Origin of the sequence: Tenacibaculum soleae, assembly GCF_030549005.1 — a bacterium.
Taxonomy (GTDB): domain Bacteria; phylum Bacteroidota; class Bacteroidia; order Flavobacteriales; family Flavobacteriaceae; genus Polaribacter; species Polaribacter soleae.
Map to the genome: position 1 here is coordinate 281,332 of NZ_JAUOSW010000005.1, position 17,143 is coordinate 298,474.

13 protein-coding genes, 1 pseudogene and 1 riboswitch are annotated in these 17,143 nt (G+C 31.0%); of the genes and pseudogenes, 4 read left to right on the plus strand and 10 right to left on the minus strand.

Annotated features, from left to right (window positions below):
- Positions 1-61: 61 nt before the first annotated feature.
- Positions 62-739 (minus strand): hypothetical protein, encoded by a 678-nt coding sequence (locus Q4586_RS09550; protein WP_068703603.1) that lies wholly within the window; start codon positions 737-739, stop codon positions 62-64.
- 96 nt (positions 740-835) lie between these two features.
- On the minus strand, positions 836-1,501 hold the full coding sequence (locus Q4586_RS09555; protein WP_068703605.1) for a M15 family metallopeptidase: 666 nt from the start codon (positions 1,499-1,501) through the stop codon (positions 836-838).
- 237 nt (positions 1,502-1,738) lie between these two features.
- Between Q4586_RS09555 and Q4586_RS09560 the strand changes: the two genes are divergently transcribed.
- Positions 1,739-2,026, plus strand: coding sequence for a hypothetical protein (locus Q4586_RS09560; protein WP_068703989.1), 288 nt, complete (start codon positions 1,739-1,741; stop codon positions 2,024-2,026).
- Between the two features lie 46 nt (positions 2,027-2,072).
- Here Q4586_RS09560 and Q4586_RS09565 read toward each other — a convergent pair whose 3' ends face one another.
- From Q4586_RS09565 to Q4586_RS09590, 6 genes and pseudogenes are all read right to left on the minus strand, one after another.
- Complete coding sequence (locus tag Q4586_RS09565; RefSeq protein WP_068703607.1) at positions 2,073-2,459, minus strand: acyl-CoA thioesterase; 387 nt, start codon at positions 2,457-2,459, stop codon at positions 2,073-2,075.
- Positions 2,460-2,522: 63 nt separating this feature from the next.
- A pseudogene (gene metE, locus Q4586_RS09570) lies at positions 2,523-4,837 on the minus strand (5-methyltetrahydropteroyltriglutamate--homocysteine S-methyltransferase).
- Positions 4,838-5,025: 188 nt separating this feature from the next.
- Positions 5,026-5,217: riboswitch (cobalamin riboswitch) on the minus strand.
- 217 nt (positions 5,218-5,434) lie between these two features.
- The gene (locus Q4586_RS09575) at positions 5,435-5,941 is read right to left on the minus strand and encodes a nuclear transport factor 2 family protein (protein WP_245662324.1); all 507 of its coding nucleotides are present in this window, start codon (positions 5,939-5,941) and stop codon (positions 5,435-5,437) included.
- 9 nt (positions 5,942-5,950) lie between these two features.
- Entirely contained in the window at positions 5,951-7,918 is a 1,968-nt protein-coding gene (locus Q4586_RS09580; protein ID WP_303528638.1) for a PspC domain-containing protein, read from the minus strand.
- Positions 7,911-8,255 carry a PadR family transcriptional regulator gene (locus Q4586_RS09585; RefSeq protein WP_303528639.1) on the minus strand — a complete coding sequence of 115 codons (345 nt, stop codon included), beginning with the start codon at positions 8,253-8,255 and terminating at the stop codon, positions 7,911-7,913. The genes Q4586_RS09580 and Q4586_RS09585 overlap by 8 nt, the downstream gene beginning before the upstream one ends.
- A gap of 18 nt (positions 8,256-8,273) precedes the next feature.
- The gene (locus Q4586_RS09590) at positions 8,274-8,702 is read right to left on the minus strand and encodes a DUF4870 domain-containing protein (RefSeq protein WP_303528640.1); all 429 of its coding nucleotides are present in this window, start codon (positions 8,700-8,702) and stop codon (positions 8,274-8,276) included.
- Between the two features lie 154 nt (positions 8,703-8,856).
- Here Q4586_RS09590 and Q4586_RS09595 point away from each other — a divergent pair, with 154 nt between their 5' ends.
- Both Q4586_RS09595 and Q4586_RS09600 read left to right on the plus strand, forming a co-directional pair.
- Positions 8,857-9,312 carry a DUF4442 domain-containing protein gene (locus Q4586_RS09595; RefSeq protein WP_303528641.1) on the plus strand — a complete coding sequence of 152 codons (456 nt, stop codon included), beginning with the start codon at positions 8,857-8,859 and terminating at the stop codon, positions 9,310-9,312.
- A gap of 48 nt (positions 9,313-9,360) precedes the next feature.
- On the plus strand, positions 9,361-10,161 hold the full coding sequence (locus Q4586_RS09600) for a TIGR00266 family protein (RefSeq protein ID WP_303528642.1): 801 nt from the start codon (positions 9,361-9,363) through the stop codon (positions 10,159-10,161).
- A 57-nt stretch (positions 10,162-10,218) separates the two neighbouring features.
- On the opposite strand, the gene Q4586_RS09605 is transcribed toward Q4586_RS09600, so the two are convergent.
- A complete protein-coding gene (locus Q4586_RS09605; protein WP_303528643.1) occupies positions 10,219-11,604 on the minus strand; it encodes a TlpA family protein disulfide reductase in 1,386 nt (461 codons plus the stop codon).
- Between the two features lie 176 nt (positions 11,605-11,780).
- A complete protein-coding gene (locus Q4586_RS09610; RefSeq protein ID WP_068703617.1) occupies positions 11,781-14,330 on the minus strand; it encodes an ATP-dependent Clp protease ATP-binding subunit in 2,550 nt (849 codons plus the stop codon).
- Positions 14,331-14,637: 307 nt separating this feature from the next.
- Here Q4586_RS09610 and gyrA point away from each other — a divergent pair, with 307 nt between their 5' ends.
- Positions 14,638-17,139, plus strand: a complete 2,502-nt coding sequence (gyrA, locus tag Q4586_RS09615) for a DNA gyrase subunit A (RefSeq protein WP_303528644.1) — start codon at positions 14,638-14,640, stop codon at positions 17,137-17,139.
- Positions 17,140-17,143: the final 4 nt, after the last annotated feature.

The following is a 17,143-nucleotide window of genomic DNA, read 5'->3' on the forward strand; positions in this document are numbered from 1 at the left end:
TTTTAAAAAAGTTCTTTTGAAAAATTATTGCTAGCTTTTTATAAAGTTAAAACTTCTAATATTATTTCTTTTCTTTAGCTATAATAATTGAAGCTTTGGCTCCTGTAGCTAAATTCCATTGATTAGATGAGATTACCATTCCGGCATCATTAAAAATCTTAAAACCCGCAGTGTTGGGTCCAGACGAACCTTGGTTTAGGGCTATAATATCTATTGTATTTATTCCATCATCTAAAGGAATATTAAAGGATTGATAATTTTGTTTAAGGGTTACACTACTAACTACTGGAATATTATTTACAAGAATCATTACTTTATCTCCGTCTGGATATTGAAAATCACGACAAATAATATTTACATTTTTAGATTTTGTGCTAAAACTACCTAAATCTTGATCGATAACAGGGTAGTTGTATAGTCCATTTATTTTTTGAAAAGATTTTAAGTATTGTTGTTCAGCTATTTTAGCTTTGGTTAAAATACCTTTGTTCTCAAAATTACTTTCAGCTTGTTTTTTTTTAATTTTTTTTTGTTCTTCTCTATGAGCGTTTTTAAAACCATTATTATTTTTAAAATCTAATGATTTAGGTTTTTTTACATCTTTTGATGAAGAAGATACAATACCAAAGGATGTGTTATTACTTTTTTTATTTCCAAAACCACTATCTAGTTGTGCAAAACCATAAGAGTTTACACAAAGTACACATATAAATAAAAAATAATTTAAGCTTTTTTTCATATCAAAATAAATATGAGCAAATATAATGCCGATGTTTTTTGTTTTTCTAAACAAAGCGTTAAAAATTAGTTTGTTGAAATAAAAAATATAAATAGTTTATTTAACAGGAAAGCTAAAATAAGTTTTAGGAAAAGGTTCGTGACGCAAAGTAAAATGCCACCATTCTTTACTATATGACCTAAAATTATTTTTATTCATTATTGTTTGCAATAACTGTCTGTTTTTTTTCTGATGATTGGTTAATTTAGGGTAAGCAACATGAGATGATACACCAAAAAAATCAAACGGACTTCCCATATCTAATTCTTTATTTGTTTTTATATTAACTATAGTTAAGTCGACAGTACTTCCTCTAGAATGGCCAGACCTAGATGAAATATATCCTTTTTTAAATAAATGACGTTTGTTTATAGTAGGGTAGTACTCTTGTTTTTTTAAGGTGTCGTTAATAACACGTGCCCATTTTACAAAATGATTAACAGCAGTTTGCGGGCGGTAAGCATCAAAAACTTTAAGGCTTAAACCTTTTTTTACAAGTTCATTTTGTACTTTTTTTAAAGCATTAGCAGCTACTGTAGTAATGATAAGTTTGCTTTCTTGATAGCCATTTATGGAGGTGCCAATAAAATTGTTGTTTGAACAGTATCTTAGTTCTTGCTGAATACTAGGTGCAATATCGTTTATATAAGAAAAACCTTTTGGGAGTTTTTGAGCGTTTACAATGTATGATGATAGTATTAGTAAGTAAAAAAGCTGTTTCATTAGATAAAAATAATAAAATAGATTTAAAGAAAACGAATAAGGGTAAGATACTTAAAATGTATAACGCGTTTTATCAAAAGTAGATGTTGTGTGTTTTGTGTTTTTATGGGTTTAAAAATAGGTATTTGTGTTGTTTTTTTTAGTTAAAACGTGTATATTCACAAAATATTATTTGTTTTTGTGCTAAAAGCATAATTTTAAGTAATGAGTTATGTAACCTATAAAACCCCCAATTATATGAATACAATTAATGATATTAAAGTGATTGAAAAAGAGTGTATTAAATTTTTAACTTTTTCAAAAAATGAAGTTTTAGGAAGAAAAGAAGAAAGACTTAATCGAATTTTAGATTTAAAAAGAGCTTTGGCACTTGGTAATTTAGAAAAAGAAAAAGTAAAAATAACTTTTGTAGATGATACAGGTTTAAAAATGGTTGAAACTACCATTTGGGGATTAACTGATAAATCGGTAATCTTAAAACAAGCCACTATTATTCCGTTACAAAGAATTTTAGGAGTCGCTTAAATAACAAAAAAACTCACTTTATAAAGTGAGTTTTTTTTGTGAAAAGTTAATAATTTATAGAAATGGGTTTTTTATCCGTATCAATAGCTACAAATGTAAATGATCCTTCTATAGCTTTTTCTCTTTGCTTACTATACATTTGCTCAATATAAATAGCTACGTTTACTTTTAAGCTGGTGTTTCCTACGTGAATAACAGTACCAATTAATTCTATAATCGTTCCGGCGGGAATAGGTTTTTTAAAATCAATTTTATCACTACTAACCGTTACCATTTTTTGCCGACTAAAACGGGTTGCGGTAATAAAAGCAACTTCATCCATAAGATGTAATGCAGTGCCTCCAAAAAGAGTATCGTAATGATTTGTGGTGCTAGGAAAAACAGCTTTAAAAATACGTGTTTCTGATTTTTTAATTTTTTCGTTAAAAGTCATTTTAATATATAAATAACCCAAGGTGCACTAGTTTTGGGGATGGGTTTGCACCTTGGGCAGGGATTATTTACTGTGATAATTTAATTGTGCTTCTTTTGCGGCAGCAACCATTTCAATTAAAGCTTTTTTAGTTTCATCCCAATGACGTGTTTTTAAACCGCAATCTGGATTTACCCATAATTGATCTCCAGGAATAACTTTTTTTGCTTTTTCTAAAAGTAGTACCATTTCTTTTTTTGATGGAATTCTTGGAGAGTGAATATCATAAACACCTGGACCAATTTCGTTTGGATATTTAAAATCAGCAAAAGCATCTAATAACTCCATTTGCGAACGAGAGCATTCAATGGTTATTACGTCAGCATCCATGTCTGAAATATTTTTAATAATATCATTAAATTCAGAATAGCACATATGGGTGTGAATTTGAGTCTCATCCTTTACGCCACTAGCTGATATTTTAAAAGCATTTACTGCCCATTGTAAATAGTTTTGCCATTCTTTTTTTCGCAAAGGCAAACCTTCTCTAATTGCAGGTTCATCAATTTGAATAATATTGATGCCTGCTTTTTCTAAATCAATCACTTCATCTCTAATTGCTAAAGCTATTTGGTTACAGGTTATGTTGCGAGGTTGGTCGTTACGAACAAAAGACCATTGTAAAATGGTAACAGGTCCTGTTAACATTCCTTTTACCAATTTTTTTGTTAAAGATTGGGCAAAGTTAGTCCAATAAACAGTCATTGGATTAGGTCTGTGCACGTCTCCGTAAATAATTGGAGGTTTCACACACCTACTACCATAACTTTGTACCCAGCCTTTTTTTGTAAAAGTAAACCAGCCAATTGTTCACCAAAATACTCTACCATATCATTACGTTCAAACTCTCCATGAACTAGCACGTCAATATCAATTTCTTCTTGCCAGCGAATGGATTTTTCGGTTTCTTTTTTTAGTAAAGCATTGTATTCTGAATTAGAAAGTTCACCTTTTTTAAATCGAGCCCTCCAACTTCTAACTTCTTTTGTTTGCGGAAAAGAACCAATAGTTGTGGTTGGAAACAAAGGTAAGTTTAGTGTTTTTTTCTGTGATATTTTACGAACAGAAAAAGGATTATTTCTTGTAGCGTCTTTTAATGTTATTGCATTTACTCTATCTTTTACTTTTGTGTTGTGGATAAGTTTAGAGGTGGCGCGGTTTTTTATAACTTCTTTATTAGCTGCTAATTTAATTTTAGCTTCCTTACTTACATTTTTAGCGCTTAATGTTTTTAAAACTACAACTTCACTTATTTTTTGTTTAGCAAAAGCCATCCATTGTTTAATTTCTGATGATAAAGTTTTTTCATCAGTTTCTAAATCTAAATCACATGGAGTATGTAAAAGTGAGCAAGATGGAGCAATTAATACACGATCTTCTCCAATTTTATCAATCGCTTTTTTGATGAAAGATAGCGATTTTTCGAAATCATTTTTCCATATATTTCTACCATCAACAACACCTAAAGATAAGCTTAACTGTTCAGGGAATGTATTTAAAACATCGGCTAATTGCTCAGGGTTACGAACTAGATCAATATGTAAAGCACATACAGGTAATGAGGTTGCTAAGGATACATTGTTCTTTAAACCATCAAAATAAGTGGCTACCAATATTTTTAATTTAGGAAACTCATTTTTTAACGTTGCGTAAACATGTTGATACGCTTTTTTTGTTTTTTCATTAATATCTAATGCTAAAAAAGGCTCATCAAATTGAATCCATTCGGCACCTTTTGCGGATAATTCTTTTAAGATGTTAATGTATACAGGTAAAAGATTTTCAACTATATCGAGTTTGTCAAAATTTTCTTCTTTTTCTTTTCCTAAAAGTAAATACGAAACTAGTCCAATAATTACAGGTTTAGCGTTTATACCAACTTGTTTTGCTCCTACAAATTCGTTGATGATTTTGTTTGAAAAAAGTTTAAATTCTTGATTTTTATAAAATTCAGGAACTATGTAATGGTAGTTGGTATCAAACCATTTGGTCATCTCCATAGCAGTAATATCAATACCATCTTTTTGATACCCTCTTGCCATGGCAAAGTATAAATCGAGTTCATTAGTCGATTTTTTTAAAGCTATTTCATTGTATCGTTTTGGAATAGCACCAACGGTTAACGACATGTCTAAAACTTGATCATAATAAGAAAAATCATTACAAGGAATTAAATCGATTCCTGCTTTTTGTTGAGTTTTCCAATTTTTAATGGTAAGATTTTTTCCTACGTTTAGCAATTCATCTGCTAAAATTTTGCCTGACCAATATTGCTCGCAGGCTTTTTTGAGTTCTCTGTTGCTACCAATTCGCGGATAGCCAAGATTGTGCGTTTGCATTTTCTTTTAACTTTAAATGATTAATAAATTAGTTAAAAGCTCTTTTTTAAGCACTTCGCAATGCTTTTTTGAGAGAAAAATTAAGAAAGAAAATGCATTTAGGAGCAAACAAGGCATAACTATCCTATTCAAGTAGTTGGCTTGTAAAAGATGCATCTGTCTGACTAAAAGCTTCAAATCGCGAAAGCATTGTCAATTCGGAATAGGCAGGTCTCCTGACTTGTAACAGTTTTATTTTCCTTCCCATTTTAATTAAAAAACAGTGGATTTTTAGTAATAAAACCTTTGGTGTGTTACTTACAGTTGCGCGACAGTTCGTGATTTGCACACGATTCCCTATTAATCTACAGCTAAGTAAAACCTTTCCGGTTGATGAAGTATGTAAAGAACTTATTGGGATCAAATGTAACTATAATTTTAAAAGAATAGCTTTTTTTATTTAGGATAAGTATAAATTAGTTTTTTAATAAGTTGTGTTTTTTGTAAATAGCATAAAAAAGCCAAAAGCAATAAAGCTTTGGCTTAATAAAACCAAGTATTAGTATCATTGGAGTTAGCTATAACAAATGACCTAATTTTTTTAGGGTTAACTATATTTTAATGTAGGCTAATAACTTTTGTTATTTTCCATTGTTTGTTTTCTTGTTTCCAAATTACAATAAATTTACTAGGAACTGATTTTTCGTTTGGTTGTTGATTATTATAAAATTTATGATAACCAATTTGTATGGCTCCGTAATTTTTTATCGGATAAACTTCAATACTTCCTTTTACTAAAGTTCGGGTTACTTTACCACAAATGTTTTTTTCTAAAGCTTTTAAAAGATTTTCTTTAGATGTTGATAAACCTGCCTTGTCATGAAAAAATTCTAAATCTTTATCATAAAAATTTGCTTGGGTTTTCATGTCACAAGTATTGTATGCGGTAAAATAAATACTGTCCATTTTTACAATTTCATTGTGTAACCCAATGTCTACAGCTTTGTAATTAGGAATTTCATGCACTTGTCCGTTGGTTATCCAACTAAATAATAACGTATACAAAAGGGTAATGAGTTTTAGAAAAAAATTACCTTTAAAGAAAAAATCAAAAATAGTTCCCATAATTTTAATTTACCAAATTTTAAAGGTTATAGAATCATTTTCGTTATAACTTCTTGTAAAACCATGTTTTCTATTACCAACAATTATACTTTTTGTAAGCTTTTTTGTTTTTCCTTTAAAACCATCATTACAATCAACTTTTAAGGAGTATGTTTTTATCTTTCCGTTATCATAAAAGCTTGATTCTGAAAAATCAATATCAATATTTTTGCGGTCTTTAAACCAGCGAGCTAATTTTTTTAATTCGTTTCTGGTGGTTTCTTTTGTGATAATAAGTTCTGATTTCACCTCATTTATGGTGCTGTTAAACATAAAACTAATCTCATCATCGTTATCCGAATCCCAATTATTAGTATCGGTTTCATTAATAGAGCAATCAGTACATTCAAAACCTTTTGAGGTCATTTTGAAATAATGGTTAGCCATATCGCGGTCGTAAATATTATTTGTATTTTTAACATCGTCTAAAAATCTACGTGAAGAATTTTCAAAATAAACTATGGTTCCTTCAGGTATAAATACGGTAGCTTTAATTTCTTCATCTTTCCAAATATTTTTATATTCACTTAAAAAGAAAGCATCAAAAACTATGGTGTTTTTTGCTGTTTTAAAATTGTACTGAATTGCCTTAGCATTATCATTGGCATTATTACGTTTTCTGCCTTCTGATGTTTTTTTAATTTCTATATAAGCGTTGTTAGTTTCGCTTTTACGAACGTCAATATTTATATCGTTTGAGTATTTTAACTCTTTATTGTTAATATAAACTGATATTGCATTATTTCTGTTACGTAAATTATGATTATAATGAATGTTATCATTATTAACAACTCTAATTTTTAAAGGTTCTTCTTTAATGTAGTTAATACTATGTTTGCTTACGTTTGTGCCGTTATACGCGTGTGTTGTTGCGTATTCGATACCTGAAAAAGCAACAGCTAATAAAGATACTAACCAAATTCCTAATAATGTTAAAATAGCAGCGGTGCTTAATTTTTTAATATTAGGTGATAGTATTCGTAATCCTAAAATAAATAATACGATAAACGGAATTCCTATTAAAACAAATAATGCAGTAGATAATAGCCATTTAGGTAAAGTAGCATCGTAAAAAAATGGAGGATAATGCACAAAATCACTATCAACATTTAAAAACTCTAAACTACCTATTGAAAATATACCTAAAAGCAATGATATAATGGTAATACCAGCAATAAAAATTAATAGTATTCCGATAAATTTACCAAAAACTTTAAAAAGGGTTAGCAATATTTTACCCATAGTATCTATGAAATCTTGAAAACCTGATTTTGTTTGCGCTCGCATTTTTTCGTAATCGGCACTCGAAATTTTCTCTGAAATTCCTGTTGCTCCATCTTTTATTTTTGTTGAAAAAGATTCAAACTCGTCACGAATTTTTTTTTCGATGTTATCAATATTTACAGCTTCACCTTCCATTTGTAATTTTTCAGAAGTTGTTATTGCTTCAGGTAATAGCACCCATAAAATAACATAAGCTAAAGGAGAAAATCCAGAAGCAACTAAAACGATAAAAGCAATGCGAATCCAAATAACATCAATATTAAAATAATGTGCAATACCAGCACAAACACCACCTAAAAATTTATCATCTCCATCTCTAAATAATTTTTTTGAAGATTGGTTTCTTTTTCGGTTTTTATATGAGGTTTCTTCATTGTATGAGCCTTCAGCTTCAGCATAATCTTCTGGTTGACCCATTATAGTGATAACCTCTTCAATGTCGTTTTCATTTATTACTTGACGAGCATCGGTAATACGTTCAGATAAAAGTTCGCTAATACGTGCTTCAATATCTGAAATAATTTCATCCTTTCCCTGCGGATCATCACTTAAAGAACGCGAAATGGCTTCTAAATAACGTTTTAATTTTTGATAAGCAATTTCATCTATATGAAAGAAGAATCCACCTAAGTTTATATTTATTGTCTTATTCATTGTTAGTTGATTTTGTACTTGTTACTAGGTTTACTGCGTTTACTAAATTACTCCAGGTTTTGTTTAATTCTTTTAAAAACATTCCGCCATTTTCTGTTAAAACGTAATATTTTCTTGGAGGTCCAGAGGTTGATTCTTCCCATCTATAGCTTAGTAATCCTGCATTTTTTAAGCGGGTTAGTAGCGGATAAATAGTTCCTTCAACCACAATCATTTCTGCACTTTTTAATGTTGAAAGTATTTCAGAAGTATAAGCATCACCATTTTGTAAAATTGATAAAATGCAGTATTCTAAAACACCTTTACGCATTTGTGCTTTTGTATTTTCTATCTTCATATAATGCGGTTTATGAGGTTATTTTATAAAATTAATTGTAAAAGGATATTTATATTCTTCTCCTTTATTGGCTTTCATGGCAGCTATAATTATTAAAGCTATTTTAATAAGTGAAATAACACTTACTAAAGAGGCGATTCCAATAAAGCTAAAAAAGCCATTGTATGAATGATGTCCTCCAAAGTCAATATCTATTCCGTTAAAAATATCTAAAAAACTTCCGAAAAAGAAAGAGAAGAATGAAGCACTTAATATAAATATATACAAGCCAAAGCTAATGTTAAAGTTTACAGCTTCTTTTCCATGCTCATCTAAAAAATTGCTTTTATCTTTTAAAGTTTGCCATAAAACTAAAGGAGTTATAATACTACCTAATGGAAATAAATATCCTGCGAATGCAGATATATGTATTAAAAAAGCGTTGGTGTTTTCTTTGTTTTGTTGCATGGTTAAATATTTTATATAATACTGTACTATGCAAATATATTTCTTTTAAAAGGTATTATGCAATACATAGTACTTTAATTAACATTTATTTAACATATTTTATTTTTGTGAAGTTTTATAAAAAAGCTGTAAATTGCCCATAAATACTGATAAAATGAAGTTTACACCTCGAAAAATTAATTTTTTTACCTTATTTAAATTACCGTCTGCTTATATATGCGGAATTAAAGTAAAGTCGATTACAGAAGAGAAATCGATGGTAACAGTAAAGCATAGATGGATTAATCAAAACCCTTTTAAGAGTATGTTTTGGGCAGTACAAGGTATGGCAGCAGAATTAACTACCGGCATTTTAGTAATGCAAGCTATTGATAGATCAAATAAAAAGGTATCAATGTTGGTTACAAATATGAATGCGACGTTTACTAAAAAAGCGACAGGTAGAATTGTATTTGTGTGTAATGATGGAATAGCGATAAAAGAAGCAATTCAAAAATCGGTAGTAACAGGCGAGGGACAAACTGTTCAGGTAACTTCAGAGGGCGTAAATAAAGACGGAATTTCTGTGTCTAAATTTGAATTTGAATGGAGTTTAAAAGTGAAAGCGTAACAAATGAGAGTTTTTAACGTCTAATTATTGAATATTAATAATTAAACTATGAACGCACACGAAATAGATTACCGCATTTTTGGAGAGGAAATGCAATATGTAGAAATTGAATTAGACCCGCAAGAAGGAGTTGTTGCAGAAAGTGGAAGTTTTATGATGATGGATGCTGAGGTGAAAATGAATACTATTTTTGGCGATGGTTCTAATCAAGAAAAAGGGTTATTAGGTAAGATATTCTCGGCAGGAAAAAGAATTCTTACTGGAGAAAGTTTGTTTATGACTGTTTTTACAAATGATGGTCAAGGAAAAAAACAAGTTTCATTTGCTTCACCATACCCAGGAAAAATAATTCCGATTGATTTATCTGAGTTTGGGGGAAAGTTTATTTGTCAGAAAGATGCCTTTTTATGTGCTGCAAAAGGTGTGTCTATAGGAATAGAGTTTTCTAAACGTTTAGGAAGAGGTTTGTTTGGTGGTGAAGGTTTTATAATGCAAAAGATGGAAGGTGATGGTATCGGTTTTGTACATGCTGGCGGTACAATGGCAAAAAAAGTTTTGCAAGCAGGAGAGGTTTTAAAAGTTGATACAGGTTGTATTGTTGGTTTTACACAAGATGTAGATTATGATATTGAATTTGTGGGTGGAATTAAGAATACTATTTTTGGAGGAGAAGGCTTGTTTTTTGCAAAATTGCAAGGGCCAGGAACAGTCTATATTCAGTCTTTACCATTTAGTAGATTAGCAGGACGTGTATTAGCAATGGCACCACAAACAGGTAGAGGAGATAAAGGAGAGGGAAGTGTTTTAGGGGGCTTAGGTGATCTTTTAGATGGAGATAATCGATTTTAAATTAAGTTAGTTATATAAAAACAAAAAACCGCCTATTGGCGGTTTTTTGTTTTCAAATTAGATATTTAATTTGTCAAAAATGTTTATTAATTTTTCACCTTGAGATGGTGCTGGTGCATTAGGGTTTACGATGTTTCCATCAGGGTCGATGATTATGAATTTAGGTAATCCTTTTATTAAGAATTTTTTGGCCCATTCTAATTCAGATTGTTTTTTACCACTAAATAATTGTATTCCTGTCATTTCACGGTCAACAATTGTTTGCTTCCACTTTTCATGTTGACTTTTATCATCAACACTAATACTAACAAACTCTATGTTCTTTCCGTGATACTCTTCTTCTAGTTTTTTTAATAGAGGAATTTCTCTTTTACAGAAACCACACCAAGTAGCCCAAACATCAATGTATAGATATTTTCCTTTACCTAATAGGTCATCTAGAGAAGTTGTTCCGCCAGCATAATTTTCAAAATCTTTAAATTTAGGAGCGGGTTGCCCTTTAGCTGTTGTTTTTAAAATGTTATAAGTTTTAGATATTTTTTCTTTGTGGATTTTATCGGTAGAGTATTCCATAAACTTGTTATAAAACTCTTTTAAATTGTATGTAAGGGTTATACCATCTTTAGCGTTTTTGTATAATAAATCATTCTTAGCTATGGTGTCTTTGACTTTTGTTTGAACAGTTTCTAAATAAGATAAAAAACGATCACCTCCGTCTTTAGCTTTTTCCCTAGCAATAAGATCTAATTGAGTTTCTAATATTTTGCGATAAGAATATGAATTTACATAATCAGTACTGCTGCTATAATTAAAGTTTTCAAGAGGGTCAGGAAAGTCTTCAGAAACAGTAAAATCCTGTTCTTCGTTTAAATATCTATAATAATCTTGATAATTACTTAAGTTTCTTAAATATTCATATTCAATGTTCTTTACTTCTTTTTTTAAGAATTCAGAAGGTAAATTATTAGCGATTGATAACTCGGTTAAGGCGTCTTTATATTCTTCCATTTTATCTAAAAAAGCTTCTTCTTCTAAAGAGAAGAAATTCTTTGCGTTTACTAAAATTTCAGAAAATTTTTCCTTTTTTTGAATGAAATAACGGTTAATGTTAGCGTTGGTTCCTTTGAACTTAAATTCATTTAATTTTTTATAATCTCCTGTTATTTTTGTGTCGACAGTGTCAGAAAGATATAGACTAATAGGTTTTTTATTTAAGGATAAAGTATAGTATCCTCTTTCTTTAATTCTAATGGTGTCTGAAAATGTCCCTGTTTTTTTATCAAATTTTATTTTTTTATCGAAATTAAAACCAGTTAAGGTCACGTCTCTCTTTTTAAAATTTTCAATTTTTCCTGATAAAATTAGATAATCTTTTACAGGTTTTTCTTCTTTACATGAAGTAATAGTTAGTCCTATAAGGGCAAAATATATTAATTTTTTCATGGTTTGTTGTTTAGTTAAATAAGGGATTAAGGCGCCGAAGTTACTTTTTTTAGCTTTTTTATCAAAGAAATTGACAAAATATTTAATAGAATATCAATTATTTTAGCTTTTATTTTTTTATGAATTAACAGTTAAGTTCCTAAATAAATGCATTTAGGAACTTTTAAAAATTGTAATTATTCTATTTCGGTACGTGACTCTTCAGGTTTGTCCCCTTTTTTTATCTTTATAATGAGTTTATTGCTTTTCTCGTCTAAATTCATTGAGATTGTGTCTCCTTCGTCTAACTTTGAATTTACAATTTCTTCAGCTAAAGCATCTTCAATATACTTTTGAATAGCTCTTTTTAAAGGCCTTGCTCCGTATTTTTTATCAAAACCTTTGTTTGCTATATAGTCTTTAGCTTTTTCACTCAAAATTAATTTATAACCTAAATCGGCAATACGACTTAAAAGTTTTTCTAACTCGATATCTATAATTTTATGAATATCTTCTCTTTCTAATGAGTTGAAAATGATAACGTCATCAATACGGTTTAAAAACTCAGGAGCAAATGACTTTTTTAATGCGCCTTCAATGATACTTTTTGCATGTGCATCTTCTTGTTCTTTTTTTGATGAGGTACCAAAGCCAACTCCTGCACCAAACTCTTTTACTTTACGAGCTCCAATGTTAGATGTCATTATAATAATGGTATTTCTAAAGTCTATTTTTCTACCAAGACTGTCAGTTATATGTCCGTCATCTAAAACTTGTAAAAGCATGTTAAAAACATCTGGATGTGCTTTTTCAATTTCATCTAAAAGAATTACAGAGTACGGTTTTCTTCTAACTTTTTCGGTTAATTGCCCACCTTCTTCATAACCTACATATCCTGGAGGTGCTCCGATTAAACGAGAAATGGCAAATTTTTCCATATACTCACTCATATCGATTCTAATTAAAGAGTCGCTAGAGTCAAATAATTCACGAGCCAGTACTTTTGCTAGTTGAGTTTTTCCAACTCCGGTAGATCCTAAGAAAATAAAAGAACCAATCGGTTTGTTTGGGTCTTTTAGCCCTACACGATTTCGTTGAATAGCTTTTACGACTTTAGTTACAGCTTCGTCTTGTCCAATAACTTTACCTTTTATCATGCTAGGTAAGTCTGCCAAACGATTACTTTCAGCCTCGGCAACTCTGTTAACAGGGATTCCTGTCATCATAGAAACTACCTCGGCTACGTTATCTTCGGTAACAATTTCTCGGTTTAATTTAGCGTCTTCTTCCCATTGATTTTGTGCTGAGTCTAAAGCTGTTTCAATATTTTTTTCATCATCACGAAGTTTTGCAGCTTCTTCATATTTTTGTCCGCTTACAGCTTTTGTTTTTTGTTCGCGAATTCCTTCAAGCTTAGCTTCTAATTCTAAAATTTGTTGCGGAACAACAATATTGGTAATATGAATTCTAGATCCAGCTTCATCTAAAGCATCAATAGCTTTGTCTGGTAAAAAACGATCTGTCATATAACGATTTGTTAATTTTACACAAGCGTCAATAGCTTCGTCGGTGAATGATACCTGATGATGCGCTTCGTATTTACCTTTAATATTATGTAAAATTTGAACAGTTTCTTCAACTGTTGTAGGTTCAACAATCACTTTTTGAAAACGACGTTCTAAAGCGCCGTCTTTTTCGATGTTGGTTCTAAATTCATCTAAAGTAGTGGCTCCGATACATTGAATTTCGCCACGAGCTAGGGCTGGTTTTAACATGTTAGAGGCGTCTAAAGACCCTGTGGCACCACCAGCGCCAACAATGGTGTGAATTTCATCAATAAACAGAATAATGTCGTCATTCTTTTCTAGTTCATTCATTAAGGCTTTCATGCGCTCTTCAAATTGACCTCTATATTTTGTTCCAGCAACTAAGCTTGCTAAATCTAGCGAAACAATTCTTTTGTCGAATAATATTCGTGATACTTTTCTTTCAACAATCCGTAAAGCTAAACCTTCTGCAATGGCAGATTTACCAACACCAGGTTCACCAATTAACATTGGGTTGTTTTTTTTTCTTCTACTTAAAATTTGTGAAACGCGTTCAATTTCTTTGATTCTTCCTACTACAGGGTCTAACTTTCCGGTGGTAGCAAGTAATGTTAAGTCGCGTCCAAAATTATCTAAAACAGGAGTTTTGGATTTTTTAGCTTGTTTTCCTTTTGGATTTTGTTGTCCATAAGGATTTGATTTTTCTTCGCTAAAAGCGTCGTCAGAAGGGGTTTCTGCAGATGGAGAAAGAAAAGTATCATCTACATGTAACTGTTTGTATAATGCTTTTGCTTGTTCATAGTCTACATCATATTTTTGAAGCATTTTTGTGCTGGGGTCGTTCTCGTTACGTAAAATGCATAATAATAAATGTGCTGTGTCTATAGCGTTACTTTGATATAATTTAGCTTCTAAAAAAGTAGTTTTTATCGCTTTTTCAGCTTGTCTAGTAAGGTGCAGGCTCTTTTTTTCGACGCTTGCTATTGATGGTGAAGTCGGATTTAATTTTTCCAATTTATTGCGCATCAAATTTAAATCTACATCAAACGTAGTTAATATTTCGATGGCTTTTCCGTCTCCTTTTCTTATCAAACCTAATAATAGATGTTCTGTTCCAATAAAATCATGCCCTAGTCGTAAGGCTTCTTCTTTACTGAAAGTGATTACATCTCTAACTTGTGGTGAAAAATTATCGTCCATAAATTTAATTTGTATAAATGTAAAGTTAGTAAGTTTTTTTATTAAAAATTACAAAAAAGATGCCAATAGTTTTAAGTAGACATAATGGCAAGATGAAGATATAAAATTTATGTTTAAAAAATGTTAAAATTGTTGATAAGTATGATTAAAACAGTAAGTTTATTTTTTGTGTAAAAGAAGTCATTATATTATCTTGCAATGTTTTAAGAAGTACAGCTAATATAAGTGTATTTTAGAAGTGAGTTTTATCAAGTGTAAGATTCACTTTTTTAACGAAAATGAGAATTAATATTTTAAAAAAACATATATGGCAGATGGCGAAAAGTTGATTCCTATCAACATTGAAGAGCAAATGAAATCAGCGTATATCGATTATTCTATGTCGGTTATCGTATCAAGAGCATTACCCGATGTAAGAGATGGTTTAAAACCAGTTCACCGAAGAGTATTATTTGGTATGCATGAGCTAGGAATTAAAGCAACAGGGTCATATAAAAAGTCTGCAAGGATAGTAGGGGAAGTATTAGGTAAGTATCACCCACATGGAGATACCTCTGTATATGATTCTATGGTGCGTATGGCGCAAAACTGGAGCGTACGTTATATGATGGTTGACGGGCAAGGTAACTTTGGTTCGGTAGATGGAGATTCTCCAGCAGCAATGCGTTATACTGAGGTAAGAATGCAAAAGATATCAGAAGATATGTTGGCTGATATTGAAAAGGATACCGTAGATCACCGTTTAAATTTTGATGATACTTTACAGGAACCTACCGTACTACCAACGCGTATTCCAAACTTATTAGTAAACGGAGCTTCAGGTATAGCCGTAGGTATGGCAACAAATATGGCGCCGCATAACTTAACGGAGGTTGTAAATGGTACCATAGCATACATCGAAAATAGAGATATTGAAATCGATGAATTAATGCAACATATTAAAGCACCTGATTTTCCAACCGGAGGAACCATTTATGGTTATGATGGGGTAAAAGATGCTTTTCATACCGGTCGTGGACGTATTGTAATGCGTGCTAAAGCTACGATTGAAGAGGTTAAAGGAAGAGAGTGTATTGTTGTTACCGAAATTCCTTACCAAGTTAACAAAGCAGAAATGATTAAAAAAACTGCGGAGTTAGTAAATGATAAAAAATTAGAAGGAATATCTAACATACGTGACGAGTCTGATAGAAACGGAATGCGTATTGTATATATTTTAAAGCGTGATGCAATTCCTAATATTGTATTAAATAAGCTATTTAAATACACGCAATTACAAACATCATTTAGTGTAAATAATATAGCACTTGTTAATGGGCGACCAGAACAATTAAACTTAAAGCAGTTAATTCATCACTTTGTTGAGCATAGACATGAAGTTGTTGTGCGTAGAACAGAATTTGAATTAAAAAAAGCAGAAGCTAGAGCACATATTTTAGAAGGGTTAATTATCGCTTCAGATAATATTGATGAGGTTATAAAAATTATCCGTGGATCTAAAAATGGAGATGAAGCCCGCGAAAAGTTAATTGAACGTTTTGAGTTAACTGAAATTCAAGCTAAAGCAATTGTTGAAATGCGTTTGCGTCAGTTAACTGGACTAGAGCAAGATAAATTACGAGCAGAGTTTGATGAAATTATGTTAACGATTGCTGATTTAAAAGATATTTTAGCAAATGAACCAAGACGTTATCAAATAATTACAGATGAGCTAATTCACGTTCGTGATAAATATGGAGATGAACGTCGTTCTGAAATTCATTATGCAGGAGGAGATATGCGTATTGAAGATATGATACCAAACTCTAAAGTTGTGGTAACTATTTCACATGCAGGTTATGTAAAACGTACAAATCTTGACGAGTATAAAGTTCAGAATAGAGGAGGACGTGGGCAAAAAGGAGCAACAACTCGTAATGAAGATTTCTTAGAACATTTATTTATAGGTACCAATCATCAATATATGATGTTCTTTACCCAGAAAGGAAAGGTGTTCTGGATGCGTGTTTACGAAATCCCAGAAGGAGGAAAGAATACCAAAGGAAGAGCAATGCAAAACTTAATCAATATTGAACAAGATGACAAAGTAAAAGCATTTTTAGTTACACAGGATTTAAAAGATGAAGAGTACATCAAAAATCATTTTGTAATCATGGCTACTAAAAAAGGGAAGGTTAAAAAAACGCCTTTAGAGCAGTATTCTCGCCCTAGAACAAACGGTATTAACGCTATTACTATTAAAGATGGTGATGAGCTTTTAGAAGCCAAACTAACCACAGGTGATAGTCAAGTAATGTTAGCTTTAAAATCAGGTAAATCTATCCGTTTTGAAGAGGCGAAAACACGCCCAATGGGACGTACAGCTTCAGGAGTACGAGGTATAACCTTACAACATGATAAAGATGAGGTAGTTGGTATGGTTGCTGTTAATGATATGGATAGTAATATTTTAGTAGTTTCTGAAAAAGGATATGGTAAGCGTTCAAAATTAGAGGATTATCGTGTTACTAACCGTGGTGGAAAAGGAGTAAAGACATTAAATATATCAGAAAAAACAGGAGAATTGGTTGCAATTAAAAATGTAGATGATTCAAATGATTTGATGATTATAAATAAATCAGGTCTTACCATTCGTATGGCTGTTGAAGATTTACGTGTTATGGGGCGTGCAACACAAGGGGTACGTTTAATTAATATAAAAGGGTCTGATAGTATCGCAGCTGTTGCAAAAGTTATGCATGAAAAAGAAACAGATGAAGATGGCACGGAAATTGAAAATGAAGATATAACAAACCAAGAGCAAGAATAATAAT